General features: G+C 69.0%; 18 protein-coding genes and 3 pseudogenes. 12 read left to right on the top strand and 9 right to left on the bottom strand.

Annotated features, from left to right (window positions below):
• Positions 1 to 1191 carry a DUF6973 domain-containing protein gene (locus tag G6N64_RS00535; RefSeq protein WP_246231364.1) on the bottom strand — a complete coding sequence of 397 codons (1191 nt, stop codon included), beginning with the start codon at positions 1189 to 1191 and terminating at the stop codon, positions 1 to 3.
• Between the two features lie 146 nt (positions 1192 to 1337).
• On the opposite strand from G6N64_RS00535, the gene G6N64_RS00530 reads away from it, so the two are divergent.
• Both G6N64_RS00530 and G6N64_RS00525 read left to right on the top strand, forming a co-directional pair.
• Positions 1338 to 2027: a DUF5642 family protein gene (locus G6N64_RS00530; protein WP_163795137.1), complete on the top strand. Its 690-nt coding sequence runs from the start codon at positions 1338 to 1340 to the stop codon at positions 2025 to 2027.
• Between the two features lie 9 nt (positions 2028 to 2036).
• Positions 2037 to 2750 (top strand): DUF5642 family protein, encoded by a 714-nt coding sequence (locus G6N64_RS00525; RefSeq protein ID WP_163795136.1) that lies wholly within the window; start codon positions 2037 to 2039, stop codon positions 2748 to 2750.
• Between the two features lie 43 nt (positions 2751 to 2793).
• On the opposite strand, the pseudogene G6N64_RS00520 reads toward G6N64_RS00525, so the two are convergent.
• From G6N64_RS00520 to G6N64_RS00510, 3 genes and pseudogenes are all read right to left on the bottom strand, one after another.
• Positions 2794 to 4427, bottom strand: a pseudogene (locus tag G6N64_RS00520) (13E12 repeat family protein).
• A gap of 131 nt (positions 4428 to 4558) precedes the next feature.
• A complete protein-coding gene (locus tag G6N64_RS00515) occupies positions 4559 to 5188 on the bottom strand; it encodes a TetR/AcrR family transcriptional regulator (protein ID WP_163795135.1) in 630 nt (209 codons plus the stop codon).
• Between the two features lie 40 nt (positions 5189 to 5228).
• Positions 5229 to 6458, bottom strand: a complete 1230-nt coding sequence (locus G6N64_RS00510) for a cytochrome P450 (protein WP_163795134.1) — start codon at positions 6456 to 6458, stop codon at positions 5229 to 5231.
• A 99-nt stretch (positions 6459 to 6557) separates the two neighbouring features.
• Between G6N64_RS00510 and purD the strand changes: the two genes are divergently transcribed.
• Entirely contained in the window at positions 6558 to 7832 is a 1275-nt protein-coding gene (gene purD, locus G6N64_RS00505) for a phosphoribosylamine--glycine ligase (protein WP_163795133.1), read from the top strand.
• On the opposite strand, the gene G6N64_RS00500 is transcribed toward purD, so the two are convergent.
• A complete protein-coding gene (locus G6N64_RS00500) occupies positions 7829 to 8737 on the bottom strand; it encodes an alpha/beta hydrolase (RefSeq protein ID WP_409370790.1) in 909 nt (302 codons plus the stop codon). The two genes, purD and G6N64_RS00500, sit on opposite strands and share 4 nt — an antisense overlap.
• A gap of 130 nt (positions 8738 to 8867) precedes the next feature.
• On the opposite strand from G6N64_RS00500, the gene G6N64_RS00495 reads away from it, so the two are divergent.
• The 3 genes from G6N64_RS00495 to G6N64_RS00485 all read left to right on the top strand — a co-directional run bounded on the left by G6N64_RS00495 (position 8868) and on the right by G6N64_RS00485 (position 11982).
• On the top strand, positions 8868 to 9491 hold the full coding sequence (locus G6N64_RS00495; protein ID WP_163795132.1) for a TetR/AcrR family transcriptional regulator: 624 nt from the start codon (positions 8868 to 8870) through the stop codon (positions 9489 to 9491).
• A 19-nt stretch (positions 9492 to 9510) separates the two neighbouring features.
• Positions 9511 to 10494 (top strand): SDR family oxidoreductase, encoded by a 984-nt coding sequence (locus G6N64_RS00490; RefSeq protein WP_163795131.1) that lies wholly within the window; start codon positions 9511 to 9513, stop codon positions 10492 to 10494.
• Positions 10495 to 10557: 63 nt separating this feature from the next.
• On the top strand, positions 10558 to 11982 hold the full coding sequence (locus G6N64_RS00485; RefSeq protein ID WP_163795130.1) for an APC family permease: 1425 nt from the start codon (positions 10558 to 10560) through the stop codon (positions 11980 to 11982).
• Here G6N64_RS00485 and relZ read toward each other — a convergent pair.
• Positions 11948 to 13690: a bifunctional ribonuclease/(p)ppGpp synthase gene (gene relZ / locus G6N64_RS00480; protein WP_163795129.1), complete on the bottom strand. Its 1743-nt coding sequence runs from the start codon at positions 13688 to 13690 to the stop codon at positions 11948 to 11950. The genes G6N64_RS00485 and relZ overlap by 35 nt on opposite strands.
• A gap of 58 nt (positions 13691 to 13748) precedes the next feature.
• Between relZ and purB the strand changes: the two genes are divergently transcribed.
• Positions 13749 to 15167 carry an adenylosuccinate lyase gene (gene purB / locus G6N64_RS00475; RefSeq protein ID WP_163795128.1) on the top strand — a complete coding sequence of 473 codons (1419 nt, stop codon included), beginning with the start codon at positions 13749 to 13751 and terminating at the stop codon, positions 15165 to 15167.
• 2 nt (positions 15168 to 15169) lie between these two features.
• Entirely contained in the window at positions 15170 to 16351 is a 1182-nt protein-coding gene (locus tag G6N64_RS00470; RefSeq protein WP_163795127.1) for a cytochrome P450, read from the top strand.
• 93 nt (positions 16352 to 16444) lie between these two features.
• Here G6N64_RS00470 and G6N64_RS00465 read toward each other — a convergent pair.
• Positions 16445 to 17639, bottom strand: a pseudogene (locus G6N64_RS00465) (IS481 family transposase).
• Between the two features lie 98 nt (positions 17640 to 17737).
• The gene (locus tag G6N64_RS00460; protein WP_163795126.1) at positions 17738 to 18598 is read right to left on the bottom strand and encodes a type IV toxin-antitoxin system AbiEi family antitoxin domain-containing protein; all 861 of its coding nucleotides are present in this window, start codon (positions 18596 to 18598) and stop codon (positions 17738 to 17740) included.
• Between the two features lie 158 nt (positions 18599 to 18756).
• Between G6N64_RS00460 and G6N64_RS00455 the strand changes: the two are divergent.
• Positions 18757 to 19952, top strand: a pseudogene (locus tag G6N64_RS00455) (IS481 family transposase).
• Positions 19953 to 20037: 85 nt separating this feature from the next.
• On the opposite strand, the gene G6N64_RS00450 reads toward G6N64_RS00455, so the two are convergent.
• Positions 20038 to 20655: a hypothetical protein gene (locus G6N64_RS00450; protein ID WP_163795125.1), complete on the bottom strand. Its 618-nt coding sequence runs from the start codon at positions 20653 to 20655 to the stop codon at positions 20038 to 20040.
• A 29-nt stretch (positions 20656 to 20684) separates the two neighbouring features.
• Between G6N64_RS00450 and G6N64_RS00445 the strand changes: the two genes are divergently transcribed.
• Genes G6N64_RS00445 through G6N64_RS00435 form a run of 3 tightly spaced genes read left to right on the top strand, consistent with a single transcriptional unit; the run spans position 20685 to position 24198 of the window.
• Complete coding sequence (locus G6N64_RS00445) at positions 20685 to 21575, top strand: phosphoribosylaminoimidazolesuccinocarboxamide synthase (protein WP_163795124.1); 891 nt, start codon at positions 20685 to 20687, stop codon at positions 21573 to 21575.
• Positions 21572 to 23713: a S9 family peptidase gene (locus G6N64_RS00440; RefSeq protein WP_163795123.1), complete on the top strand. Its 2142-nt coding sequence runs from the start codon at positions 21572 to 21574 to the stop codon at positions 23711 to 23713. The genes G6N64_RS00445 and G6N64_RS00440 overlap by 4 nt, the downstream gene beginning before the upstream one ends.
• Positions 23710 to 24198: a glutathione peroxidase gene (locus G6N64_RS00435; RefSeq protein WP_163795122.1), complete on the top strand. Its 489-nt coding sequence runs from the start codon at positions 23710 to 23712 to the stop codon at positions 24196 to 24198. The genes G6N64_RS00440 and G6N64_RS00435 overlap by 4 nt, the downstream gene beginning before the upstream one ends.
• Positions 24199 to 24277 lie beyond the last annotated feature (79 nt).

Genomic DNA, 24277 nt, shown 5'->3' with positions numbered 1-24277 from the left:
TCAGTAGCCTCCCGTCGATATGCCGCCGGGTTGGCCGGGGTCGTACGGACCACCGGGTCCCGCCCCGGTCGGATCGGCCGGCTGGCCGGGCAGTGTGTTGGGCGTCGTGTGTCCAGCCCCGCCCTGAGGGATGTCGTCACTGTAGGCGAGCCTGTCGCCGCTGGGAGCGATCACCACGGTGTCGCCGTTGGTGACGGCCTGCTCCACCAGGTCCGCCAACTCTTCGGGGTTGGCGTCCGGGTTGGCCATCGCGATCTGTCGTCCGACCTCGTTGTTGTGCAGATCCATCGCCTCCGCAGTCGCGGGGTTGCCAGGCAGTCCTTCGTGAGCGGTGGCGAAGTCGCTCGTCCACTCCTCGCCGAACCGCTGCGTCATCAACGCGTTCCAGTAGGCATGCCTGTAGGCGTCGGTGTGGTTGTCCGCGGTGTCGCTCCCGCCGTTCGGCGGGGGGAAGCGTTCGATCGCCTCCGCTGCGGCGGCCTCCTTGATCTGGTTGAGATCGCGGAGTTCGAACGGCGACATGTCCTCGAGCATCCGAGCTTCGGTAGCGGTGACGTGCATGGGATCGGTGAACTCGTTGAGGGGCCAGCCTGGCTCCCAATCCAGGGCGCCGCCCGGGTCCTCGCCCGTCTGATACTTGCGGAGTATGTCGTCCAGCGGATCGGTGGGCGGTGGGGGAGGCTCCTCCTTCCAGCCGGCAGGTTTGGCCTCGCCGCCTACGGCGTCGTACTCGCCACCCAATCCGCGGATACGGCCCGCGATCGAGGAGAGTTCACCGTTCGAGCGATTGACGATCTCCGCCATGTCTGCGGATCCCTTGCGGACGATCGGCCAGAGCAGTTGGTCCCCGCCCGCCATCTGTGGCACCGTCGCCGCTGCGCTGGTGACCCACTGTTTGACCGCGTCGAGGTCGCGGCGACCGGCTGACACCACTGCCGCCGACCGCCCCACCTCGTTGCCGAGGCTCTGATCCAATTCGCTGATGCGGCCGAGCTTCTCGGCCTGCCTGCTGTTGGCGTCGGCGTAGACGTCGGACGCTGAACCGGACCACGCCGAGCCTGGTGCCGCCGATCGGACCCGGTCCTGCATCTGGCTCAGCTGTGCGCTCTGGTCGAACTCGGATCCATCCGGCGGCGCACCCTGGCCGAACGCCGCGCGCGCCTGTGACCACGTCGCCAAGAAGGCGTTCATCAGGCTCACCGGTGCCGACCTCCCCTTGCGTCTCCGCTGAGTCTAGTGCCGCCGGGGAGGGGCCAGTGGCGGGTAATGACGCGGTCGCGGGAGTCGGGTGCTTGGTCGAACCACCGCTCATCCCCAGACCCGCCTAGGCTCCGTGCATGAGACCGTTGAATCGAGCGGTCATCGTCGCGGCGAGTACGTGCGTGGTACTCGGTGGTTGTGCGACCACGGGTACTCCCGCCCAGCAGTCGGCAGCGGTCCATCCGGTTGACTTGGCCCGGCTCGGTGCCGTCGGGAGCGAGTTTCCGACCGGGCAGGTGGTCAACCCCCTCAACGGTCCGTCGGCGCTGACCGGGTCGAAGGCGGCGGAGGTCGGCGACCTCGTGGCCTACGGCGAGCGAATGACGGCCATCCCGGACTCCTGTCGCGTACTCCTCGAACCCGTTGCTGCGTCCGACGGCGTCGAACAGGCATCGGTCACCTCCGCGACCGGACCCATGGATCCCTTCATCGCCGTCAGCGCGTACCTCCCGGTGTCCGTTCCCGTGGCGATCCCTGACGGGGGTTGCGAACAGTTCGACTATGAGGTCGAGGGCGCGATCCCGGATGGCACCGTGCGACGTCTGACGGCGCCGGTCATCGACGGCGCACAGACGTATGCCCTGAGGACCGCGATCACGGTCGATGGAGTCCCGATCGCAGGTGCGCTCGTCGAGTACTTCTACGTCGCGATCCTCGACGGGCGTACCTTCGTGAAGATTTGGGCACGCGTCCCGAACGAGTTCGAAGCCGAACCGGCGCTGGGGAAACTCTTGACTCGGACCGTGTCGGCACTGGCAGACGCATAGGCTCGGCCGGTGCTGACGCTGCGGAGTGGAGCGGTCGTGCTGACGTGTGCGCTGGTGATGTGCGGTTGCGCCACCGAAGACGAGCCGCGCGACACGGGTATGGGCGAAACACGTTCGAGCGTCGTGGTGACCACGCCCGCCCGGCCCGGGCTCGACCTGTCTCGCATCACCGAGGCGATGCCGGCGCTTCCCTCTGGATTCGTTCGGACGGAGAAGCAGCCGATCGTGCCGCTCGAACTGGCAGATCGATTCGTGGACAGGGTCTCGACCGTCGTGTCGTACGGGCGGCCGTTCGTCGTAGAGCCTGCAACGTGCCGGCCGCTGCTCAAGCCCGTGGATGCCGCCGTCGGAGCTGACACGATCCGATTCCGCGGCGACCGCGGGAGGAAAGAGATGATCTCGGTGGGAGCCACTCAACCGGTGACGATTCCGCAGCCCATCCCGGCGACGGGATGCGACAGGATGTCGTTTCAGGTCCCCGACGACGGACATCCGATGAGCGGAACGGTCGATCGCTTCGCGCCGCCTCCCATCGAGGGCGCTGAGACCATCGCCCTGAGGGTCCTCGTCGACGACTCTCCGTACACCGAGTATCACTACGCGGCGATCCTCGACGGTGGTGGCTTCGTCGACGTTCACACCAGAGTCGATCCAGCCTTCGCCGCAGAGCCCGCACTATCGGACCTGCTGGTCACCGCCGTCGACGCCGTGCGCGGCCGCTGAGGGGCGCGCGTGTCCTGAACCTTTTGTCACCCGCAGCATTCGGCTAGGCCGCGGTGGTGGTGGTGGGTGGTGCTGGTGCGCCGGGTTCGTGGGTGTCGTTGTCGCCGTGCTCGTTTGGCGGGTCGGGGTGTTCGGTCGCGGTGTCGTTGACGGCGGCGTCGCCGGCTGCGGGGTCCACGGGCCACCAGGGGATGGGCTCGTCGTGGGTGTCGCGCTCCGCGTCCGTGTCGGCTGCGGGGTCGGGAGGCGTGGCTGCCGCGTCGTCGGCGCCGTCCGTCCAGGCGGGTGGTTGCCATACGGGTGGTTGCCAGGCGTCCTGTGGTGGTGGGCGCAGTGTTTCGGGGTGGTGGTAGTCGTTGGTGCGTGTCTGTCCGGTGTCGAGGCCGGGTGGGGGGATCCATTCGACCTGGTGGGTGTCGGTGAGGCGGGTGGTCCAGCCGCCGGGGCCGACGGCGCGGTTGTCGGGTCCGCAGGCGAGGGTGAGGTCGTCGACGTTGGTGTCCCCGCCGGCTGCCCAGTCGGCGGCGGCGTGGTGGACCTGGGTGCGGTAGGCGGGGACGGTGCAGCCGGGTTTGGTGCAGCCCCCGTCCCGGGCGATCAACGCCAGGCGTTGGGCGACCGAGGCGGTGCGGCGGGTGCGGAACAGGTCCAGGACGGCGCCGGTGGCGTCGTCGAACACGGCGAGGTAGTTGGTGGCGTCGGTGCGGGCGGCCATGGTGAGGACGTCGGCGACGGGGATGAGGGTGCCGCCGCCGGTGACACCGATCCCCGCCCGGGTGGCCAGCTCCTGCAGGGTGGTGCGGACGATGATGGTGGTGGGCAGGCCGCCGTGCTGGCCGCGTTCTGTCTTGTCCAGGGCCATCCGGCCGATGTATTCGAACGCGTCGTGACGGCGCTGTTCGAGGGTGCGTAGGTCGCGGTCGATCTGGTCTTGGGTGGGGGTGCCGGTGGTGCAGGGGTGCTCGTCGGCGGGGTTGCACATCCCGCGGGCGGAGAACCGGGCGTCGAGGGCTTCCCACACGGCGTACGCCGACGGGGTGAGATTGCCGCGCACGCCGGTCATGGCGTCGTCCTGCTGGCGGCCGAAGATCAGGCTGCGGCGGCGGGCGCGTTCGGTGTCGTCGGGGGCGGGGCCGTCCTGGTCGAGGAGGAACACCGTGCGGCGGGCGAGGTTCTCCAGTTCGGTGGGCCCGCAGCCCACGGCGTGGCGGACCCAGTCGACTTCGATCTGGTCGCGGGTCGCGCCGTCCACCCAGCCGGGAACCTTCTTGAATTGTTTGCGGATCACGGTGACGTGTTCGCCGGTGATGAGTCCCAGCCGCTGCGCGGTGGCGGTCGCCGCCAACCGAGGCGCCATCGGTTCCCCGGTCAGGGACTGGCGGGGCCGAGGTGCTCGGCGTCGGTGAGCCGGCGCCCGGCCTCGGCGGTCGAGATGCGGTACCGGGTCGCGAGGACGTCGCGCCAAGACTTCGCCCCCAACTCCGCCGGGGTGGTCTCGGCGCGCAGGCGGGCCAGGATCCGGTGGTCCTGGGTGGGCAGTTGGCAGCCCAGGGTCTGCAGCCGGTCGAGGACCTGAAGCAGTTGAGGGCTGGTGAGGGTGTCGAGGTCGCAGCGATCGAAGGTGTCGTAGGCGTCGCACAGCGAGGTGAGCGCTGCGAGCACCTCGTCGATCGACATACTTCGAACATACGTTCGAAAGCAGTAGGTTTCAAGGTTCCGGAGGTAAGGGATCCCGAAGAATTCACGGTGCGGTGTGACCACTGAAACGCAAGTGGCGCAACGCATCCAGTGTGACTGCGAGACTGTCGTCAACCCGTCGACGGCTCGTCCGCCATCGACCCCCGAGGCGGCAGAACCGCCCCCGCCACCCACCGTCGCATGTACGCCCGCAGGTCGCGCCCGGTCCGCGGCGGGCGGCCGGGATCGATCACGAACGATTGGATGATCCGCAGGAGGTGCTCGGCCAACTGGTCGAGGTCGCCGTCGGTGAATCCGAGGGCGGCCCAGTCGACGTCGAATCGCCGCACCATCGCGTTCGCGAACCGAAGTGCGACGTCGGAGGTGACCGACTCGGTGTGTGCGTCCGCGCGTCCGGGCACCAGCAGCAACCCGATGTGCTTGTCCTTGGGTAGCCACTCGAGGGCGGTCGCGATCGCCTCCGTGACGGCGTCCACCGGATCGGTGATCCCGCGGAGGTGGTCCGCCACGCGCTCGAGGAAGTCGTCGGCGGCGTGCACGGCGGCGGCGATCAGCAGGGCGTCGGTGCTCGGGAAGTAGCGGTACACGGTCTGGCGGGTGACGCCCAGCGTCCGGGCGACGTCGGCGATGGAGATCTCGGCGCCGCGTTCGTCGATGGCCTTGCCCGCGGCAGCGAGGATGCGCGCGACCGCCTCGTCGTCGCTCGCGGGGGCAGACCCCGCCCAACCGTGGGTGCGCACCGGCGAATGGTACCCGGCGGTTTTCGATCCCGGCCCCGGGTCAGCCCCGGTAGGAGACCTGCAGGTCCTTGACCCCGTTGATCCATCCCGACCGCAGCCGTTGCGGCTCAGCGAGTTTGGAGATGTTCGGGAGCTGGTCGGCGATCTCGTTGAAGATCAGCTTGATCTCCATGCGAGCGAGGTTGGCTCCGATGCAGTAGTGCGCACCGTTTCCGCCGAAGGCCAGGTGCGGGTTGGGGTTTCGCGTCACGTCGAAGTCGTACGGCCGGTCGAAGACGTCGCCGTCGAAGTTCGCGGAACTGTAGAACAGCCCGACTCGCTGACCCTCCTCGACGGTGACCCCGCCGAGTTCGACGTCGGTCAGCGCCGTGCGTTGGAAGCAGTGCACCGGGGTGGCCCAGCGGATGATCTCGTCGACGGCGGTGGCCGGGCGCTCCCGATTGAACAGCTCCCACTGGTCGGGGTTGTCGAAGAACGCGTTCATGCCGTGGGTCATCGCGTTGCGCGTGGTCTCGTTGCCCGCCACCGCCAGCAGGATGACGAAGAATGCGAATTCGACGTCGCCCATCGCCTCGCCGTCGACGTCGGCCTGGATGAGTCGGGTGACGATGTCGTCGGCCGGGTTGCGCCTGCGCTCCTCGGCCATGTTGTACGCGTAACCCATGAGTTCGGCGTTGGCCGTCGTCGGGTCCGAGTCGAAGTCGGGATCGTCGGTGTTCATGATGCAGTTGGTCCAGTGGAAGAGCTTCTGCCGGTCCTCCTCGGGTACGCCGATCAGATCGGCGATCGCCTGCAGCGGCAGGTTCGTCGCGATGTCGTCGACGAAGTTCCCGCTCTCCTTCTCGGCGGCCCGGCGGACGATGTCGGCAGCCGCCGAGGCCAACGTCTGCTCCAGCGCGGCCACGGCGCGGGGCGTGAACAACCGCGAGACGATCTTGCGCAGCCGCGTGTGCTCGGGCGCGTCGTGGTTGATCAGCAGCGCCTTCGTCAGTTCGAGCTGGTCGCTGGTGACGCCGTCGGGCAGTCGCATGACGGCGCCCTTGCGGTTGGTCGACCACAGGTCGCCGTTCTTCGAGATGGACTTGACGTCCTCGTGCTTGGTCACCACCCAGTAGCCGCCGTCGTCGAAGATCGACTGGCCCTGGGCATTCCACCAGACCGGTGCCGTCTGACGTAGCTCCGCGAATTCGGCGACGGGGATGCCCTGGAGGAGGACGTCGGGGTCGGTGAAGTCGTACCCGGGGGGCAGGGGATTCTGCATGGTCGTCATGGCGGCCACCTTCCGTGTGACGTGCGGCACGTGTGCCTGCGACCATACACCCAAGCGTCGGATGTATGGCCGTGGTCGTTGGGTCTAGGGTGGTCAACCGTGCACGTCCTCGTGATCGGGTCAGGCGCCCGCGAACACGCCCTGCTGTTGGCGCTGCGGCGCGATCCGGAGGTGACCGCTCTGGCGGTGGCGCCGGGCAATGCCGGTACGGCCGCCGTGGCCGATCAGTACGACGTCGACATCACCTCGAGTGAGGCCGTCGTCGCACTCGCCACGAAGCTCGGGACCGACCTGGTGGTGGTGGGTCCGGAGGTCCCACTGGTACTCGGTGTCGCCGACGCGGTGCGCGAGGCGGGCATCGCCTGCTTCGGCCCCTCCAGGGACGCCGCCCGCATCGAGGGTTCCAAGGCCTTCGCGAAGGACGTGATGGACGCCGCGGGCGTCCGCACCGCACGCAGCGAGATCGTCGACAACCCAGCGCATCTCGACGCCGCGCTGGACCGGTTCGGCCCCGCGGCCGGCGAGCGGGCATGGGTGGTCAAGGACGACGGGCTGGCCGCGGGCAAGGGCGTGGTGGTGAGTGACGACCGCGACGCGGCACGCGCGCACGCGGCCAGCCTGCTCGACTCGGGCCACCCGGTGCTGCTCGAGTCGTTCCTCGACGGCCCCGAGGTGAGCCTGTTCTGCGTGGTCGACGGCGAGACCGTCGTCGCACTACTGCCTGCCCAGGACTTCAAGCGCGTCGGCGACGGCGACAGCGGACCCAACACGGGCGGCATGGGCGCCTACGCGCCGTTGCCGTGGCTGCCCCCGGGAACCGTCGAGCAGATAGTCGCCGAGGTCGTCGAACCCGTTGCCGCAGAACTGGTTCGCCGCGGATCGTCGTTCTCCGGCCTGCTCTACGCGGGCCTGGCGATGACGTCGCGCGGTCCCTCCGTGGTGGAGTTCAACTGCCGTTTCGGTGATCCCGAGACGCAGTCGGTGCTCGCGCTGCTGGGGACGCCGCTTGCGGGGCTGCTGCACGCCGCTGCGACCGGGTCACTCGCGGAGCAGCCACCGCTGGTCTGGAACGACGGTGCGGCGGTGACGGTGGTGCTGGCCGCGGAGAACTATCCCGGGCGACCGCGGGTCGGCGACGCGATCATCGGCGCGGAGGCCGACGGCGTGCTGCACGCGGGCACCGCGCGACGGGACGACGGTGCGATCGTGTCGTCCGGCGGCCGAGTGCTGTCGGTCGTCGGCACCGGTGCCGACCTGACGGCGGCCCGCGACGCCGCGTACGCGCTGATGGGCTCGATCCGCCTGCCGGGCGCCCACTTTCGCACCGACATCGGGTTGGCCGCGGCCGAAGGCCGGCTGGCCCTCGACGGCTAAGCGACCAGGAGTGGCGCCAACCAGGTGATCTCGGCCGGCAGCTGCGAACTCCAGAACGCGCCGTCATGACCGCCGGGAGAGAAGCCGCCGGCCGGCGGGGTCGGCAACTCGGCGATGAACTGGCGCGTGGCGGACGCGAACGGATCGCCGTTGCCGCAGTCGATCCGAATCGGGATCGAACCCAGGTTCGGCAGCCCCCACACGCTGTTGGCAGCGAAGTCGTCGGCGCCGTCGAACGCTCCAGGTGCGGCGGCGCCCGACGTCGTCCAGAGTGCCGGGCTCACCGCGCAGATCGCGGCGGTCCGGGCCGGACCGAGCCGGGAACCCAGCAGCAGTGCGCCGTATCCGCCCATCGACCAGCCGAGGAAGCCCACGCGGGAGGTGTCGAGGTTCTGTCCCGCCAGCATGGGGATCAACTCATCGAGGACCATGGCGCCGGTGTCCTCGCCCGACGCGCGGCGGTGCCAGTAGCTTCCCCCACCGTCGACGGCGACGACAGCGAACGGCGGCAGGCCGGCGGCCACCGCCTGCGCGAGGCCCTGTTCGACTCCGCCGGCCATCACGGTCGCGGCGTCGCTGCCCTTGCCGTGCAGCGCGATGACGGGACGCAGCGGCGCGGTCTGCCCCGGCGGGCGTGCGATCGCCCAGTTGGTCGTGACGCCGCCGCGTGCCGCGGAGGTGAACGATCCGGTGACGTAGGTCGGGGCGGGCGTGGCGGGCTGGAGCGGGGGCTGCGGGGCGAGTGGAGCCATCGGAGAACCGACGCCGGTCATCGAGACGGGTGTCCCGTCGACGGATACGTGACTCGCTGTCGAACCGATCGCGTAGGCGCCGGCGGCGCCGACTGCCGCCCCGACGCCGAGGCGCAGGATGGCTCGCCGGCTGAGTTCGGACACGGGGGCCACTATGCCAAAGCCGGCTGAGTGCCGGACCGGGGCGGGGCGGAACACGCGAAAAACGAAGCGAACGACGGATTCCCGAACCACGCCTGACGATTGGCCGAAACCGCTATGCCGCGACCCCGCGACTGGCAGCATGCAAGACGTGACGGCAGCGGTCACCCCGAAGGGTGAGAGGAGACGGTTCGCGCTCGTCAGCGCGGCCGCCGACCTCCTGTGCGAGGGCGGCTTCGACGCCGTCCGGCACCGTGCCGTCGCGCGCCGCGCGGGCCTCCCGCTGGCGTCGACCACCTACTACTTCTCCTCGCTCGACGACCTCATCGCCAAGGCCGTCGAACACGTCGGCAGTCGCGAACTGGAGATGCTGAACTTCCGCGTCGCCGGACTTTCCCGCCGCCGGCGCGGCGCCGAGTCGACGGCCGACGTCCTCGTCGACCTCCTGGTGGGCGAGGGCCCCGGCAGTCGGGAGTCGGAGGAACTCATCTCCCGCTACGAGCGGTACATCGCATGCGCACGCCAACCCGGCCTGCGCGACGTGCAACGCCGCATGATGCAGCAGCGTGCGGATGCCGTCGTCGAGGTCGTCGAACGCTCCGGTCGCGCGGTCCGCGACGAACTCGTCACCGCCCTCGTGTGTGCGGTCGACGGTGCCGTCGTCGCCTCCCTCGTCGGTGTGGGAGACGGGCCCCGCGCCACGGCGCGCGCGACGCTCGTCGAGGTCATCGACGTCCTGGCGCCGTTCGACACCGCGGGCGTCTGACCGGATACCGTCGGGGGCGATGAACCCCTCCCTGACCAGCATCGCCGACGTCCTGCTCGACCGCTCGCTGGTCGGGTACACCAAGCTCGGCTCCGGTCTGCGCAGGCTGTGGTGGCCCGCGGACCCGCCGTCAGACGCACTCGCGGGCAAGCGCGTCGTCGTGACCGGCGCCACCGCGGGCATCGGAGAGGCGATGGCCGGCTCGTTCGCCGGCCTCGGGGCAGAGGTGCACCTGGTGGGCCGCAATCGCGACCGGGTACGCCGGTCCGCCGCGGCGATCCGCGAGACCGTGCCCGGTGCGGTAGTCCACGACGAGGTCTGCGACGTCGGGGATCTCGACGCGGTGCGGGAGTGGACGGACGACCTGTCCACGCGCGTCGACGCCCTGCACGGCGTCGTCCACAACGCAGGCGCCATGCCGAAGCAGCGCGTCGAGACGCCGCAGGGCCACGAGAGCCAACTCGCCGTCCACGTGCTCGGACCACACCTGATCACCGATCGGCTGCTGCCGCTACTGCGCAATGCGGGCGGCTCGTCGGTCGTGTTCATGTCCTCGGGTGGCATGTACAGCAGTGCGCTCAGCGCCGACGACCTCGAGTCCACCCGCGGCGACTACGACGGCGTCCGGGTCTACGCGCGAACCAAGCGCATGCAGGTGGTGCTCGCCGACGCGTGGGCCACACGGCTCGCGTCGGGCGACGTCCGCGTCGAGAGCATGCATCCCGGCTGGGCCGAAACTCCCGGGGTCGCCGAGGCCCTGCCGACCTTCCGCAGCATCACCCTGCCGCTGCTGCGCGACGCGCGCGACGCCGCCGACACCGCCGTGTGGCTCGTCGCGACGCGTCCAGAGTCCAGTCCCGGCCACTTCTGGCACGACCGCGCCCAGCGCCCGACGACCTTCGGGTGGCAGCGGCCGCAGGATCCTGCGGTGGTCGCGCGCGTGCTGGACGCGGTGTCGAGCATGACCGGTACGACACGAAACTGGGCGGCTTTGGGCGATTGACGCGCGCCGTGGCGGGGGTTGACCCATGATGTCCTGACACAGTCGACTGACAGGAAGGTCGCGATGTCCAAGGCCGAAACGGTCGACAAGCAACCCGAACTGAAACGCGTGATGGGCCCCGGCCTCCTGCTGCTGTTCGTCGTGGGGGACATCCTCGGCACCGGCGTCTACGCGCTGGTCGGTGACGTCGCCGCCGAAGTCGGTGGGGCGGCATGGGTTCCGTTCCTGGTGGCCTTCCTGGTCGCCACCATCACGGCCTTCAGCTACCTCGAACTCGTCACCAAGTACCCCCAGGCGGCGGGTGCTGCGCTATACGCGCACAAGGCATTCGGCGTCCAGTTCGTCACGTTCCTGGTGGCGTTCATCGTGATGTGCTCGGGGATCACGTCCGCGAGCACCGCCTCCCGGTTCTTCGCCTCGAACTTCTTCACGGCGTTCGACTTGGACTGGGGCAAGACCGGAATCGTCGTCATGGCCCTGGCGTTCATGGCGCTCATCGCCATGGTGAACCTGCGCGGCGTCGGCGAGAGCGTCAAGCTCAACGTCGTCCTGACCATCATCGAGATCTCGGGACTGCTGCTGGTGATCGGCGTCGGCTTCTGGGCCTTCGGCGGCGGCGGAGCCGACGTGGACTTCTCCCGCGTCGTGGCGTTCGAGACCGCAGAGGACAAGCACTGGTTCCTCGCCGTCACCTCGGCGACGTCGCTGGCCTTCTTCGCGATGGTGGGCTTCGAGGACTCGGTGAACATGGCCGAGGAGACCAAGGACCCGGTGCGGATCTTCCCCAAGGTCCTGCTGACTGGCCTCGGGATCGCCGGCGTCGTCTACGTCATCGTGGCGATCGTGGCCGTGGCACTGGTGCCCATCGGGGTGCTCGAAGCCAGCGACACCCCGCTCGTCGAGGTGGTCAAGGCCGGCGCGCCCGGGCTGCCGATCGAGACGATCCTGCCGTTCATCTCCATGTTCGCGGTGTCCAACACCGCCCTGATCAACATGCTGATGGCCAGTCGGCTGATCTACGGCATGTCCCGCCAGCACGTCCTGCCGCCGGTCTTGGGCGTGGTGCACCCCAAGAGCCGCGCACCTTGGGTGGCGATCCTGTTCACCACGCTGATCGCGTTCGGGCTCATCTTCTACGTGACGGCCTTCGCGAACAGCAACGCGATAGCCGTGCTCGGCGGCACGACGTCGCTGCTGCTGCTCGCCGTGTTCGCCATGGTCAACGTCGCCGTGCTGGTGCTCCGCCGCGACGTCCAGGCCACCGGTGGTCACTTCAGAACCCCGACGGCGCTACCCGTCGTCGGCTTCTTCGCGTCGGCGTACCTGGTGCTTCCGTTCTCGGGTCGGCCGGTTCAGCAGTACGTGCTCGCCGGGATCCTCGTCGTGACCGGCATCGTGCTGTTCCTGATCACCCAGGTGATCAACAAGCAGCTGGGCATCCGCGGCGCCGGCATCAGCGATCCGACGAATCTGGGGGAGTCGCCGTAGCCTCCAGGCCGGCGCGCTGGCGCTCGAACCTGTTCTGCAGCAACTCCTTTCGATGCTCATTGCCGGCGAGATCGACGAACCGGTCGCGGAACACGGCCAGCAGCACGTCGTCGAGACGGCGGACCGCGCCCGCCGGGTAGCGGTATCCCATCGCCCGGTTCACGGCGTCCTCGTCGACGCCGTCGAGGACGTCGGTCAGCTCGTCGAGCGTCGTGATGCCCAGTTCGAGCAGCAGACCGGAGATCCACCCGTAGTGGTCGGTGCGCGACCAGCCGGCGTCGGCGTAGCGGTTGCCGAGGTACGTCGCGAGCACCGGGGTGGCGATGCGGGGATCCGACGAGGGCTCGTCGGTGTCGACCATCGTGACGCGCAGCCGCTCGCGGATCGCGGTGAACTCGCTGTCCGCCAGCTCCAGCAGCCCGGCCGCCAGCGTGAACCGGCGATCCAGGTCCGGCGCGTGCTCGGCGGGGATCGAGCCCTTGTAGCGGACGTCGTGTTCGAACTCCGCCCACGCGTGCTGCAGGACGGTGCGCACCTGGATCGACGCCGGCTGCCGCTCACCCTCCACGCCCACCAGCAGGTGCCTGCTGGCATACCCCCACCGACCCTCGCGGGCGGTCTCCAGGCCCATGTCGCGGTCGTCGAGCAGCGTCATCTCGTCGCCCAGCAGTGTCGCGACGGTCCCGACGTCCTCACGCAGATAGGTGATGACCCGCAGCCCCACCTGATCGGTGATCTCGTTCAGCGGGTCGACGAACATCGGCCGGTCGTCGACGGTGCGGACCGCCTTCGCCGCGAACGACTCGACGCTCTTGGTCCGCGCGGTGATGCTGAGGTAGTTGATGCCGGCGTCGTCGAGCAACGACGTCACCAGCCCCAGGTAGTGGTCGGTCGCCACGACGAGGCCCGGCCTGCGCGCCGCGTACTCCGCCACGGCGTTCGTCGCCGTGTGCGGCTCGGTCTTCTGCGGAAGCAGGTCGGCGGGCAGGGTGGGCGTCACGACGTATCCGGTCTCGGCGTCGCCGTAGACGGTTACGTCGTCCGGCCTGCGCACCGAGTACATCGCCACGTAGGCGCACAGGACGGCGTCGACGGGGTCCTCGACGCGGCGCAGCTCGCTCTTGCGGGTGGCCAGCTCGGCGGCGTCGCGGCACCGCGTCCACTCGGCGTTGGCCGTGGCGACCATCCGGACGGGCGCATGCTCGAGTCCCTCGATCAGGTCGATCAGCCGGAGCAGCTCGGCGCGCAGGTGATCGAGGTCGCGGCCCTTCTTGTCCTTGTACTTCAGCGTCCTGCCCAGGCGGAACAGCGCGACCGACGCGGCGTGCGGGTACACCTCGAGGGCGCGGCGGGGACCGCTGCCGAACGGGTCGAGGTCCAGGTCGAGAGCGGTGGCCAGCCGGCCGGCACGGGTGCCCTTCGAGAATTCGGGCTTGCCGGTGTTCGCGGGGTGGGCCCCGGCCTGGAACGGGCGGAAGTCCCGGTTCAGCGCCGCCTCGCAGGGCCGGTTGCCCGTGGCGTTGACCACGATGAGCGGAGCGTCGATGCCGAGCACGCAGTCGCCCTCGACGTACGGCCGGATCGCGGCGAGGATGCTGGCGTCGTCGGTCTGCGCCGACATGTGGACCAGGGCGCCGTCGGAGTCCAGCACGGCGACGCCGGTCGGCTTCCGCTCGCCCCACGCCAGGTCCAAGCCCACGAAGTACACGGCCCTAGCTTGCCTCAGTATGGAAGCGTCGCCGCACGCGCCGTTAGGCTCTGTGTTCGTGACGATCCCGAATGTCCTGGCCAACCGTTATGCCAGCGAGGAGATGCGGGCGATCTGGTCCCCCGAGGCCAAGATCGTCGCCGAGCGCCGACTGTGGGTCGCCGTCCTGCGGGCGCAGGCCGAACTGGGCGTCGCGGTGCCCGACGGCGTCGTCGAGGACTACGAGCGCGTGCTCGAGAACGTCGACCTCGCGTCGATCGCCGCGCGGGAACGCGTCACCCGCCACGACGTCAAGGCCCGCATCGAGGAGTTCAACGCGCTCGCCGGTCACGAGCACGTGCACAAGGGCATGACCAGCCGCGACCTCACGGAGAACGTCGAGCAGCTGCAGATCCGCCGCTCGCTCGAAGTGGTGCACAGCCACGGCGTCGCCGTCGTCGCGCGACTGGCCGCGCGGGCCGCCGAGTACCGCGACCTGGTGATGGCGGGCCGCTCGCACAACGTCGCCGCGCAGGCCACCACCCTCGGCAAGCGGTTCGCGTCCGCGGCCGAGGAGACGATGCTCGCGCTGATCCGGCTCGCCGAGTTGATCGACCGGTACCCGCTGCGTGGCATCAAGGGACCGATGGGCACCGCGCAGGACATGCTCGACCTGTTCGACGGGGACACCTCGCGGCTAGACGAACTGGAGCGCCGGGTCGCCGACTTCCTCGGGTTCTCGGTCGTGTTCACCAGCGTCGGGCAGGTGTACCCGCGGTCGCTCGACCACGAGGTGGTGTCGGCGCTGGTGCAGTTCGGCGCGGGACCGTCGTCGTTCGCCCACACCATCCGGCTGATGGCCGGACACGAACTGGTCACCGAGGGCTTCGCGGAGGGCCAGGTCGGATCGTCGGCGATGCCGCACAAGATGAACACCCGGTCGTGTGAGCGCGTCAACGGCCTGCAGGTGATCCTGCGCGGCTACGGCTCGATGGCCGCCGAACTCGCCGGCGCGCAGTGGAACGAGGGCGACGTGTTCTGCTCGGTCGTGCGCCGGGTGGCGCTGCCCGACGCGTTCTTCGCCGTCGACGGGCAGATCGAGACGTTCCTGACCGTCCTCGACGAGTTCGGCGCCTACCCCGCGGTGATTCAGCGCGAACTCGACCGCTACCTGCCGTTCCTCGCCACGACGCGGATCCTGATCGCCGCCGTGCGCGCGGGCGTGGGCCGCGAGGCCGCCCACGAGGTGATCAAGGAACACGCCGTCGCCGTCGCACTCGCCATGCGCGAGAAGGGATCCGAGCCCGACCTGCTGGACCGGCTCGGGGCCGACCCGCGACTGCCGCTCGACCGCGCCGCACTCGACGCCGCGCTGGCCGACCGGGCCGCGTTCACCGGAGCCGCGGGCGCACAGGTCGATTCGGTGGTCGCCGCCGTCGAAGGGCTGGTCGACCAGTTCCCCGAGGCGGCGAGGTACACCTCGGGCGACATCTTGTGAGCATGGCGGGGGTGGATCTCACCGACCTCGACAACTTCGCGTCGGGGTTCCCGCACGAGATCTTCTCCCGCCACCGCGCCGAGGCGCCGGTGTACTGGCACGAGCCCACCGCGCATACGCCGGACGGTGAGGGTTTCTGGACGGTCGCCGCGCACGCGGACGTGCTTGCGGTGCTGCGCGACCCGGAGACCTACTCGTCGGTGACCGGAGGTGCCCGGCCCTACGGCGGCACCCTGCTGCAGGACCTCGCGATCGCGGGTCAGGTGCTCAACATGATGGACGACCCGCGGCACGCCCAGATCCGCCGGCTGGTGTCGTCGGGGCTGACGCCGCGGATGATCCGGCGGGTCGAGGACGACCTGCGCGCCAGGACGCGGCGGCTGCTGGACTCCGTTGTGGCCGGGGAGCCGTTCGACTTCCTCGTCGACGTTGCGGCGGAGCTGCCGATGCAGATGATCTGCATCCTGCTCGGCGTACCGGAGTCGGAGCGGCACTGGCTGTTCCACGCCATCGAGCCGCAGTTCGACCTCGGCCGGACCGCCAGCGAGGACGCCGGCGCGAAGATGTACGCCTACGGGCAGGAGTTGATCGCCGCCAAGCGCCGCGACCCCACCGACGACATGCTCTCGGTGGTGGCCAACGACCGGGACTGCGCGTTGACCGACCTCGAGCTGTACCTGTTCTTCAGCCTGCTGTTCAGCGCCGGCGCGGAGACCACACGCAACGCGGTTGCCGGCGGGCTGTTGGCGCTGATCGAGAACCCCCTGGCGCTGACGTCGCTGCGCGACTCGTTGGACGGGCTGCCCGTCGCCGTCGAGGAGATGGTCCGCTGGACCTCGCCCTCGCCGTCCAAGCGCCGCACCGCCACCCGCGCGTGCACGCTGGGCGGTGTCGAGATCGAGGCGGGGCAGAAGGTGCAGGTGTGGGAGGGCTCGGCCAACCGTGATATGTCGGTGTTCGCCGACGCCGACGTGTTCGACGTGACGCGCAAACCCAACCCGCACCTGGGCTTCGGGCACGGCGTGCACTACTGCCTCGGCGCCAACTTGGCGCGCCTGGAGCTACGCGTCCTGTTCGAGGAGCTGCTGACGCGCTTCTCGTCGGCGACGCTGGTGCGGCCCGTTGAGTGGACCCGCAGCAATCGACACACCGGCATGCGGCACATGGTGGTCTCGCTCGCCTGATCCTGGGGCGATTTGTGCACCCGCAGCCGCGCTCACCGCGGTGTGGTGTCTCGGGACATCGCTGACACATATGTCGCGGGACATCGCTGACACTCATGGTGCCTGGTGGGGTTCGCGGGTGCGATAGGTACGGGTGGTTTTGTCGCCGCGTTGGTGTCTGCGGGTGGGGTCGGCGGTGAACGCGCGAACGAGGCGGTTGCCGCTGAAGATGGTGATGTGGTCACCGTCGCGGATGCTGATGCAGTCGTGGCCGGCCCATCGAAGTCCGACGTTGACGCGGTAGGGCGGCACGTACAGGTTGCCGCCGATCTGGTCGACGCGATGGCGGGATACGAACAGCGGCCCAGGGAGCGGACGGTCGGCGGGGCAGGCCTTGACAGTGGCGCGAAACGCCTCGGCGGGGGTCGCTCCCCGTAGGGCTCGGTGCGGCCGGTGGTGGTTGTAGAACGTGCGGTATTCGTCGAGCATGGCGTTGAGTTCGGTGAGCGAGGCTGCTGGATCGTGGGCGTCGAGCCACTTCTTGAGGGTCTGCCAGAAGCGCTCGATCTTGCCGCACGTCTGCGGATGGAAGGGGGTCGAGTTGACGGCGCGTACGCCGAGGGCTCGGAGGTTGATCTCGAACGCCGATTCATGGGCGTGGAATCTTCCGGTGTACACGATTCCGTTGTCCGACAACGACATCGACGGTATTCCGCACTCGGCGATACCGGCCAGAATGACCGACCAGACCAATGCGCCGTCAGCGTCGGCGTCGGCGGCGCGTAGACCTACCGCGTAGCGGGAGTGGTCATCGAGGCTGCCCGCGATGGCGACCGCAGTGCCGTCGGCCAGGGACCATCGGGTCCAGTCCGACTGCCAACATTCGTTGGGCCGGTCGAAGGTGAAGCGCTTGATCGACGACTTCGGACGTTTCTGCGGCTGCGGGTGATCGCACCGCGGCGGGTCAGGATCTGCCACACCGTCGACGGCGACGGCACCGCGGGCACCCGTCGCGCTGCAACGACCACACGATCGACTGGGCGCCGTGATCGCGGCCCTGTTCGATCAACTGCTTGCGGCGGCGCACCACGATGTCCTCGATCTCGGGTGAGGTCTGCCCTGGCGAAGTCGACGGGCGCCGGGACCGGTCCTGCAACCCGTCGATCCCTTCCTCGCGGAAGCGCCGGCGGTATTTGTAGAACGTCTGCCGACTGATGCGCTCGTCGCGACAGAACGCCGCCACATTGTCCAACTGCCCGGCCACCGCCGCAGCCATCCGAATGTCCATCGCCGTCACCTTCTGGGCCATGAACCATCCTGGTCGCGGCCCTACTCAGGTGTCAGCGATGTCCCCAGACACATCGGTGTCAGCGATGTCCCCGAACAGAACACCGCGCTCACCGCGGCTCAGCGTGCACGAATCGCTCGTTTTACCTCTGCGATGACCCGACCGGGGTACTCGACGAGGTCGAGCCAGGTGAAGCGCAGCACCTGGTACCCGGCCAGTGCGATCGCGTTCTGCTTGCTCCGGTCCCGCTGGAACGCGTCGGCGTCGCTGTGGAACGCGAAGCCGTCGATCTCGATGGCCACCTTGGCGTCGCGGAACACGACGTCGACCTCGTAGCCGGCGATGCGTCGATTCGGCTTCCATCCGGTGATCCCGGCCGCTCGCAGCAGGCGCGCCATCTCGCGCTCGGCCTCGGATCGAGCACCGTCGTCCGCGGCTTGCAGGAGGCGTCGCGCGGCGGGCGAACCGTGACGCCCCTTGTTCCGTAGATGTGCCGTCCACAGCGCCGGCAGTTGAGCATGTCGTTGAAGCGCCTGATCCAAGAGCTTCGGTCCTCCACCGCGCCTGGTCGCGGCCTCGACCACCGTCAGAGGCAGCGTCGTCACACGCAAGCCCCTGCAGTCCGTGACGTCGTTGACTCGCAGATCTCGTCGCCGCAGCCGGACGCCGGGACGCCGTACGTGGTTGCTCACCCGCGGCACGGTGACCTCGGCGACCTCGGGTGCGAACTTGGTGAGGTCGATCCACCACGCGGCTGCCAGGCCGCTGGCGACCGCTCGGTCACCGTTGCTCCAGACGGCCACACGGATTCGGGCGGCATCGGTGAAGGGGCGGTCGTCGACGAAGTAGACGCCTCGCGCGCAGCGTCGCCAGTGCCCCGATCGCACGCGGCGGTCGACGGCGTCCTGACTGAGACCGGCGCGGCTCGCCTGCGAGGTCGTGATGACGCCGTCGTGGCGCCGAAGTAGTTCATCGAGCACGCGTGGTTTGACGCGCCAGCCCGCGATCGCGTTCCGTTCTGTGCGATTTGTGCACGCGGAACCGCGGTGAGCGCGGTGTTCTGTTCGGGGACATCGCTGACACCGATGTGTCTGGGGACATCGCTGACACCTGAGTAGGGCCGCGACCAGGATGGTTCATGGCCCAGAAGGTGACGGCGATGGACATTCGGATGGCTGCGGCGGTGGCCGGGCAGTTGGACAATGTGGCGGCGTTCTGTCGCGACGAGCGCATCAGTCGGCAGACGTTCTACAAATACCGCCGGCGCTTCCGCGAGGAAGGGATCGACGGGTTGCGGGACCGGTCCCGGCGCCCGTCGACTTCGCCAGGGCAGACCTCACCCGAGATCGAGGACATCGTGGTGCGCCGCCGCAAGCAGTTGATCGAACAGGGCCGCGATCACGGCGCCCAGTCGATCGTGTGGTCGTTGCAGCGCGACGGGTGCCCGCGGTGCCGTCGCCGTCGACGGTGTGGCAGATCCTGACCCGCCGCGGTGCGATCACCCCGCAGCCGCAGAAACGTCCGAAGTCGTCGATCAAGCGCTTCACCTTCGACCGGCCCAACGAATGTTGGCAGTCGGACTGGACCCGATGGTCCCTGGCCGACGGCACTGCGGTCGCCATCGCGGGCAGCCTCGATGACCACTCCCGCTACGCGGTAGGTCTACGCGCCGCCGACGCCGACGCTGACGGCGCATTGGTCTGGTCGGTCATTCTGGCCGGTATCGCCGAGTGCGGAATACCGTCGATGTCGTTGTCGGACAACGGAATCGTGTACACCGGAAGATTCCACGCCCATGAATCGGCGTTCGAGATCAACCTCCGAGCCCTCGGCGTACGCGCCGTCAACTCGACCCCCTTCCATCCGCAGACGTGCGGCAAGATCGAGCGCTTCTGGCAGACCCTCAAGAAGTGGCTCGACGCCCACGATCCAGCAGCCTCGCTCACCGAACTCAACGCCATGCTCGACGAATACCGCACGTTCTACAACCACCACCGGCCGCACCGAGCCCTACGGGGAGCGACCCCCGCCGAGGCGTTTCGCGCCACTGTCAAGGCCTGCCCCGCCGACCGTCCGCTCCCTGGGCCGCTGTTCGTATCCCGCCATCGCGTCGACCAGATCGGCGGCAACCTGTACGTGCCGCCCTACCGCGTCAACGTCGGACTTCGATGGGCCGGCCACGACTGCATCAGCATCCGCGACGGTGACCACATCACCATCTTCAGCGGCAACCGCCTCGTTCGCGCGTTCACCGCCGACCCCACCCGCAGACACCAACGCGGCGACAAAACCACCCGTACCTATCGCACCCGCGAACCCCACCAGGCACCATGAGTGTCAGCGATGTCCCGCGACATATGTGTCAGCGATGTCCCGAGACACCACACCGCGGTGAGCGCGGCTGCGGGTGCACAAATAGCTACTTGCGGCGGGCGATGCCGGCGCTGCGCAGCTCCAGGTCGGCGAGCCCGCGGACCGCGATAGCGTCGTCGCGCCGCCAGGCGCCCACGGGGTCGATGCTCACGGCCGCGAGCTTGCCCAGCGGGCGGTTGGCCAGGGCGCGCAGCGCGAGCAACTGCTCGCCCGCGGGCGTGGCAGCGAGCGTGACGGCCACCCACTTGCGCCGGAAGAAGCGGATGCGCAGCAGCAGCCAGGGCATCGCGACGAACAGGATGGGCGGCGCCGCCACCGCTAGCGCCAGCACCACCGCCAGCCAGGACGCCGTCGAGTCGAGGCTGGCGCCGGCGCCCGCGATGTCCCGCGCCGCGTCGCTGGCCGCGCGCAGCGGCTTGGCGAGCGCGTCGCCGACCAGTGGGAAGTCGTCGGCGTTGTCGCCGGCCGAGTTGAGGTTCCCGGCGACCCCGTTGGCGCCGTCGTTGACCTGCCGGCCCACCTCGGCGATCGTGGCCACCGCGGAGTGCACGGCGAGGCCGACGAACACCCAGATCACCGACCAGAACACCACCACGGCGTCACTGAACAGCTGGACGAGCAGGCGACCGGGCGTGGTCGCGTACGGCACGTAACGAGAACTCATGCCCTGATCCCAGCAGATAGTGTTGCCGAATGCGCCCAGCTCTGAGCGACTACCACCATCTGGCGAGCGGCAAGGTGCGTGAGCTGTACCGCGTCGACGCCGACCACCTGCTGTTCGTGGCCAGCGATCGCATCTCCGCCTACGACTTCGTGCTCGAGGGCGGCATCCCCGACAAGGGCCGCATCCTGACCGCGATGAGCGTGTTCTTCTTCGACCACCTGAAGGCGCCCAACCACCTCGCCGGTCCGCCCGACGACGAGCGCATCCCCGCCGAGGTGCTCGGTCGGGCGCTGGTGGTCCGTCAGTTGGAGATGCTGCCCGTCGAATGCGTGGCGCGCGGCTACCTGACCGGGTCCGGCATCATCGACTATCGCGCGACGGGTGAGGTCTGCGGCATCCCGCTGCCCGAGGGCCTGACCGAGGCGAGCAAGTTCGAGACCCCGCTGTTCACGCCCGCGTCGAAGGCCGAGTTGGGGGACCACGACGAGAACATCACGTTCGCCGACGTCGTGGAGATGATTGGTGCCGAGCGCGCCGCCGAGGTGCGCGACCGCACGCTGGAGATCTACACGCAGGCGGCCGAACACGCGCTGAGCAAGGGCATCATCATCGCGGACACGAAGTTCGAGTTCGGCACCGACGCCAACGGTGACCTCGTGCTCGCCGACGAGGTGTTCACGCCCGACTCCTCGCGCTACTGGCGGGCCGACGCCTACCGGGAGGGCGAGGTGCAGGAGAGCTTCGACAAGCAGTTCGTCCGCAACTGGCTGACGGGCCCCGAGTCCGGCTGGGACCGTCACGGCGAGACGCCACCACCTGCGTTGCCGTCCGACGTGGTCGAGGCCACCCGGGCGCGCTACATCGAGGCCTACGAACGTATTTCAGGACTGAGATTCGACGATTGGATGACAGCTTCATGACCGGTACACCGCCGATCGCCACGCGGGTGGAACACCGCCGGGAGCACCACGGCGACGTCTTCGTCGACCACTACGAGTGGCTGCGCGACAAGTCCAACCCCGACGTCATCGCCTACCTCGAGGCGGAGAACGCCTACACCGAGCAGGAGACCGCGCGGCTGGAGCCGTTGCGGCAGAAGATCTTCGACGAGATCAAGGCCCGCACCAAGGAGACCGACCTGTCGGTGCCCACGCGCCGCGCCGACTGGTGGTACTACGGCCGCAGCTTCGAGGGCAAGCAGTACGGCGTGCACTGCCGTTGCCCCGTTGCGGATCCGGGCGACTGGACGCCGCCTCAGTTCGACGAGCACACCGAGATCCCCGGCGAGCAGGTGCTGCTCGACGAGAACGTCGAGGCCGACGGTCACGAGTTCTTCTCCCTCGGCGCCGCCACGATCAGCATCGACGGTCACACGCTGGCCTACTCCGTCGACGTCCTCGGCGACGAGCGCTACACGCTGAAGTTCAAGGACCTGCGTACCGGGGAGATGTACGACGACGAGATCGTGGGCATCGGCGGGGGTGCCACCTGGGGCGCCGACAACGCGACGATCTACTACGTCACCGTCGACGAGGCATGGCGACCCGACACCGTGTGGCGGCACCGGCTCGGCGCGGGCCGGCCGGGTGAGCGGGTCTACCACGAACCCGACGAGCGGTTCTGGATCGGCGTCGGCCGGTCGCGCAGCGACAAGTACCTCTTCATCGCCGCCGGCAGTTCGGTGACCTCGGAGATGCTGTACGCCGATGCGACCGACCCCAGGGCGACGTTCACGTCGATCCTGCCCCGCCGCGAGCTGGTCGAGTACTCGGCCGAGCATGCCGTGGTCGGAGGGGAGGACCGCTTCCTCATCCTGCACAACGACGGTGCCGTGAACTTCACGCTCGTCGACGCGCCGGTCGGCGATCCGACTGCGTTCCGGACCCTCATCGAACACCGCGACGACGTCCGGCTCGACGCCGTCGACGCGTTCGACGGTCTGCTGGTGGTCAGCTACCGCAGCGAAGCGCTGCCCAAGATCCAGCTGTGGCCGATCCACGCCGACGGCGACTACGGCCGTGCCGAGGACGTCACGTTCGAGACCGAGTTGACGTCGTCGGGGCTGGCGGGCAACCCGAACTGGTCGGCGCCGCGACTGCGGGTGGCGACCACCTCGTTCGTGGTGCCGCTGCGAATCTACGACATCGACCTGGCCAGCGGCGAACGAATCCTGTTGCGGGAGCAGCCGGTCCTCGGCGACTACCGTCCCGACGAGTACGTCGAGCGGCGTGACTGGGCGGTCGCGGAGGACGGCGCCCGCGTCCCGGTCTCGATCATCCACCGGGCCGGGCTCCAGTTCCCGGCGCCGACGCTGATCTACGGGTACGGCGCCTACGAATCCTGCGAGGACCCGCGGTTCTCCATCGCCAGGCTGTCGCTGCTCGACCGTGGGATGGCGTTCGTCATCGCCCACGTGCGCGGCGGGGGTGAGCTGGGCAGGCCGTGGTACGAGCAGGGCAAGCTGCTCAACAAGCGCAACACGTTCACCGACTTCATCGCGGTCGCACGGCATCTCGTCGACACGGACGTGACGCGGGCGGAGAATCTGGTCGCCCTGGGCGGCAGCGCGGGCGGGCTGCTGATGGGCGCGGTGGCCAACCTGGCGCCCGACGCGTTCGCGGGGATCCTCGCGCAGGTGCCGTTCGTCGACGCGCTCACCACGATCCTGGACCCGTCGCTGCCGTTGACGGTCACCGAGTGGGACGAGTGGGGCAACCCGCTGGCCGACGAGGACGTCTACCACTACATGAAGTCCTACTCGCCGTACGAGAACGTCGAGGCGAAGGCGTACCCGTCGATCCTCGCGATGACGTCGCTCAACGACACCCGCGTGTACTACACCGAGCCGGCGAAGTGGGTTGCCGCACTGCGACACTCGGACGTTCGCTCGGTGCTGCTGAAGACCGAGATGGTCGCCGGTCACGGTGGGATCAGCGGACGGTACGAGCGCTGGAAGGAAGCCGCCTTCCAGTACGCCTGGATCCTCGCCACCGCCGACCCCGAGAATCACGGTGACGGGCAGGTCGACCAGGACCCGGTGTTAGCGTCGACGACGTGACCCTCAAGGACATCCCCCTCACCACGCTCGACGGCACGACGACCACGTTGGCGGAATTGTCGGACGGCGCAACGCTGATCGTCAACGTCGCCTCGAAGTGCGGACTCACCCCGCAGTACACCGCGCTCGAGAAGCTCGCCGAGGGCTACGCCGGCCGCGGCCTCACCGTGGTGGGGGTGCCCTGCAACCAGTTCATGGGTCAGGAGCCGGGCACCGCGGAGGAGATCCAGGAGTTCTGCTCCACCACCTACGGGGTGACGTTCCCGCTACTGGCCAAGACCGACGTCAACGGCGCCGACCGGCACCCGCTGTACGAGGAACTCACCAAGACCGCCGACGACGCCGGCGACGCAGGCGACGTGCAGTGGAACTTCGAGAAGTTCCTGCTCGCACCCGATGGCACCGTCGTCCACCGCTTCCGGCCCCGCACCGAACCCGATGCCGTCGAGGTGATCAACGCCATCGAGGCGGTCGTGCCCCGCTGAGCACTGGGTTCGTTGCCCGCCCACCCACCAAATCGTCAACTCCCGCGCACGCGTCCGTCACCGTCCGGACACCTCGCGT

It is taken from the genome of Mycolicibacterium sediminis (genome assembly GCF_010731735.1).
Classification (GTDB): domain Bacteria; phylum Actinomycetota; class Actinomycetes; order Mycobacteriales; family Mycobacteriaceae; genus Mycobacterium; species Mycobacterium sediminis.
This window is presented reverse-complemented; position numbering and strand designations above follow the sequence as displayed.

Bases quoted from the DNA above. Each gene is read 5' to 3' on its own strand.
- G6N64_RS00535 (WP_246231364.1), bottom strand. From the start codon at position 1,191: ATGAACGCCTTCTTGGCGACGTGGTCACAGGCGCGCGCGGCGTTCGGC.
- G6N64_RS00530 (WP_163795137.1), top strand. From the start codon at position 1,338: ATGAGACCGTTGAATCGAGCGGTCATCGTCGCGGCGAGTACGTGCGTG.
- G6N64_RS00510 (WP_163795134.1), bottom strand. From the start codon at position 6,458: ATGACGACCATGCAGAATCCCCTGCCCCCCGGGTACGACTTCACCGAC.
- G6N64_RS00495 (WP_163795132.1), top strand. From the start codon at position 8,868: ATGCAAGACGTGACGGCAGCGGTCACCCCGAAGGGTGAGAGGAGACGG.
- G6N64_RS00490 (WP_163795131.1), top strand. From the start codon at position 9,511: ATGAACCCCTCCCTGACCAGCATCGCCGACGTCCTGCTCGACCGCTCG.
- G6N64_RS00485 (WP_163795130.1), top strand. From the start codon at position 10,558: ATGTCCAAGGCCGAAACGGTCGACAAGCAACCCGAACTGAAACGCGTG.
- G6N64_RS00470 (WP_163795127.1), top strand. From the start codon at position 15,170: ATGGCGGGGGTGGATCTCACCGACCTCGACAACTTCGCGTCGGGGTTC.
- G6N64_RS00450 (WP_163795125.1), bottom strand. From the start codon at position 20,655: ATGAGTTCTCGTTACGTGCCGTACGCGACCACGCCCGGTCGCCTGCTC.
- G6N64_RS00445 (WP_163795124.1), top strand. From the start codon at position 20,685: ATGCGCCCAGCTCTGAGCGACTACCACCATCTGGCGAGCGGCAAGGTG.
- G6N64_RS00440 (WP_163795123.1), top strand. From the start codon at position 21,572: ATGACCGGTACACCGCCGATCGCCACGCGGGTGGAACACCGCCGGGAG.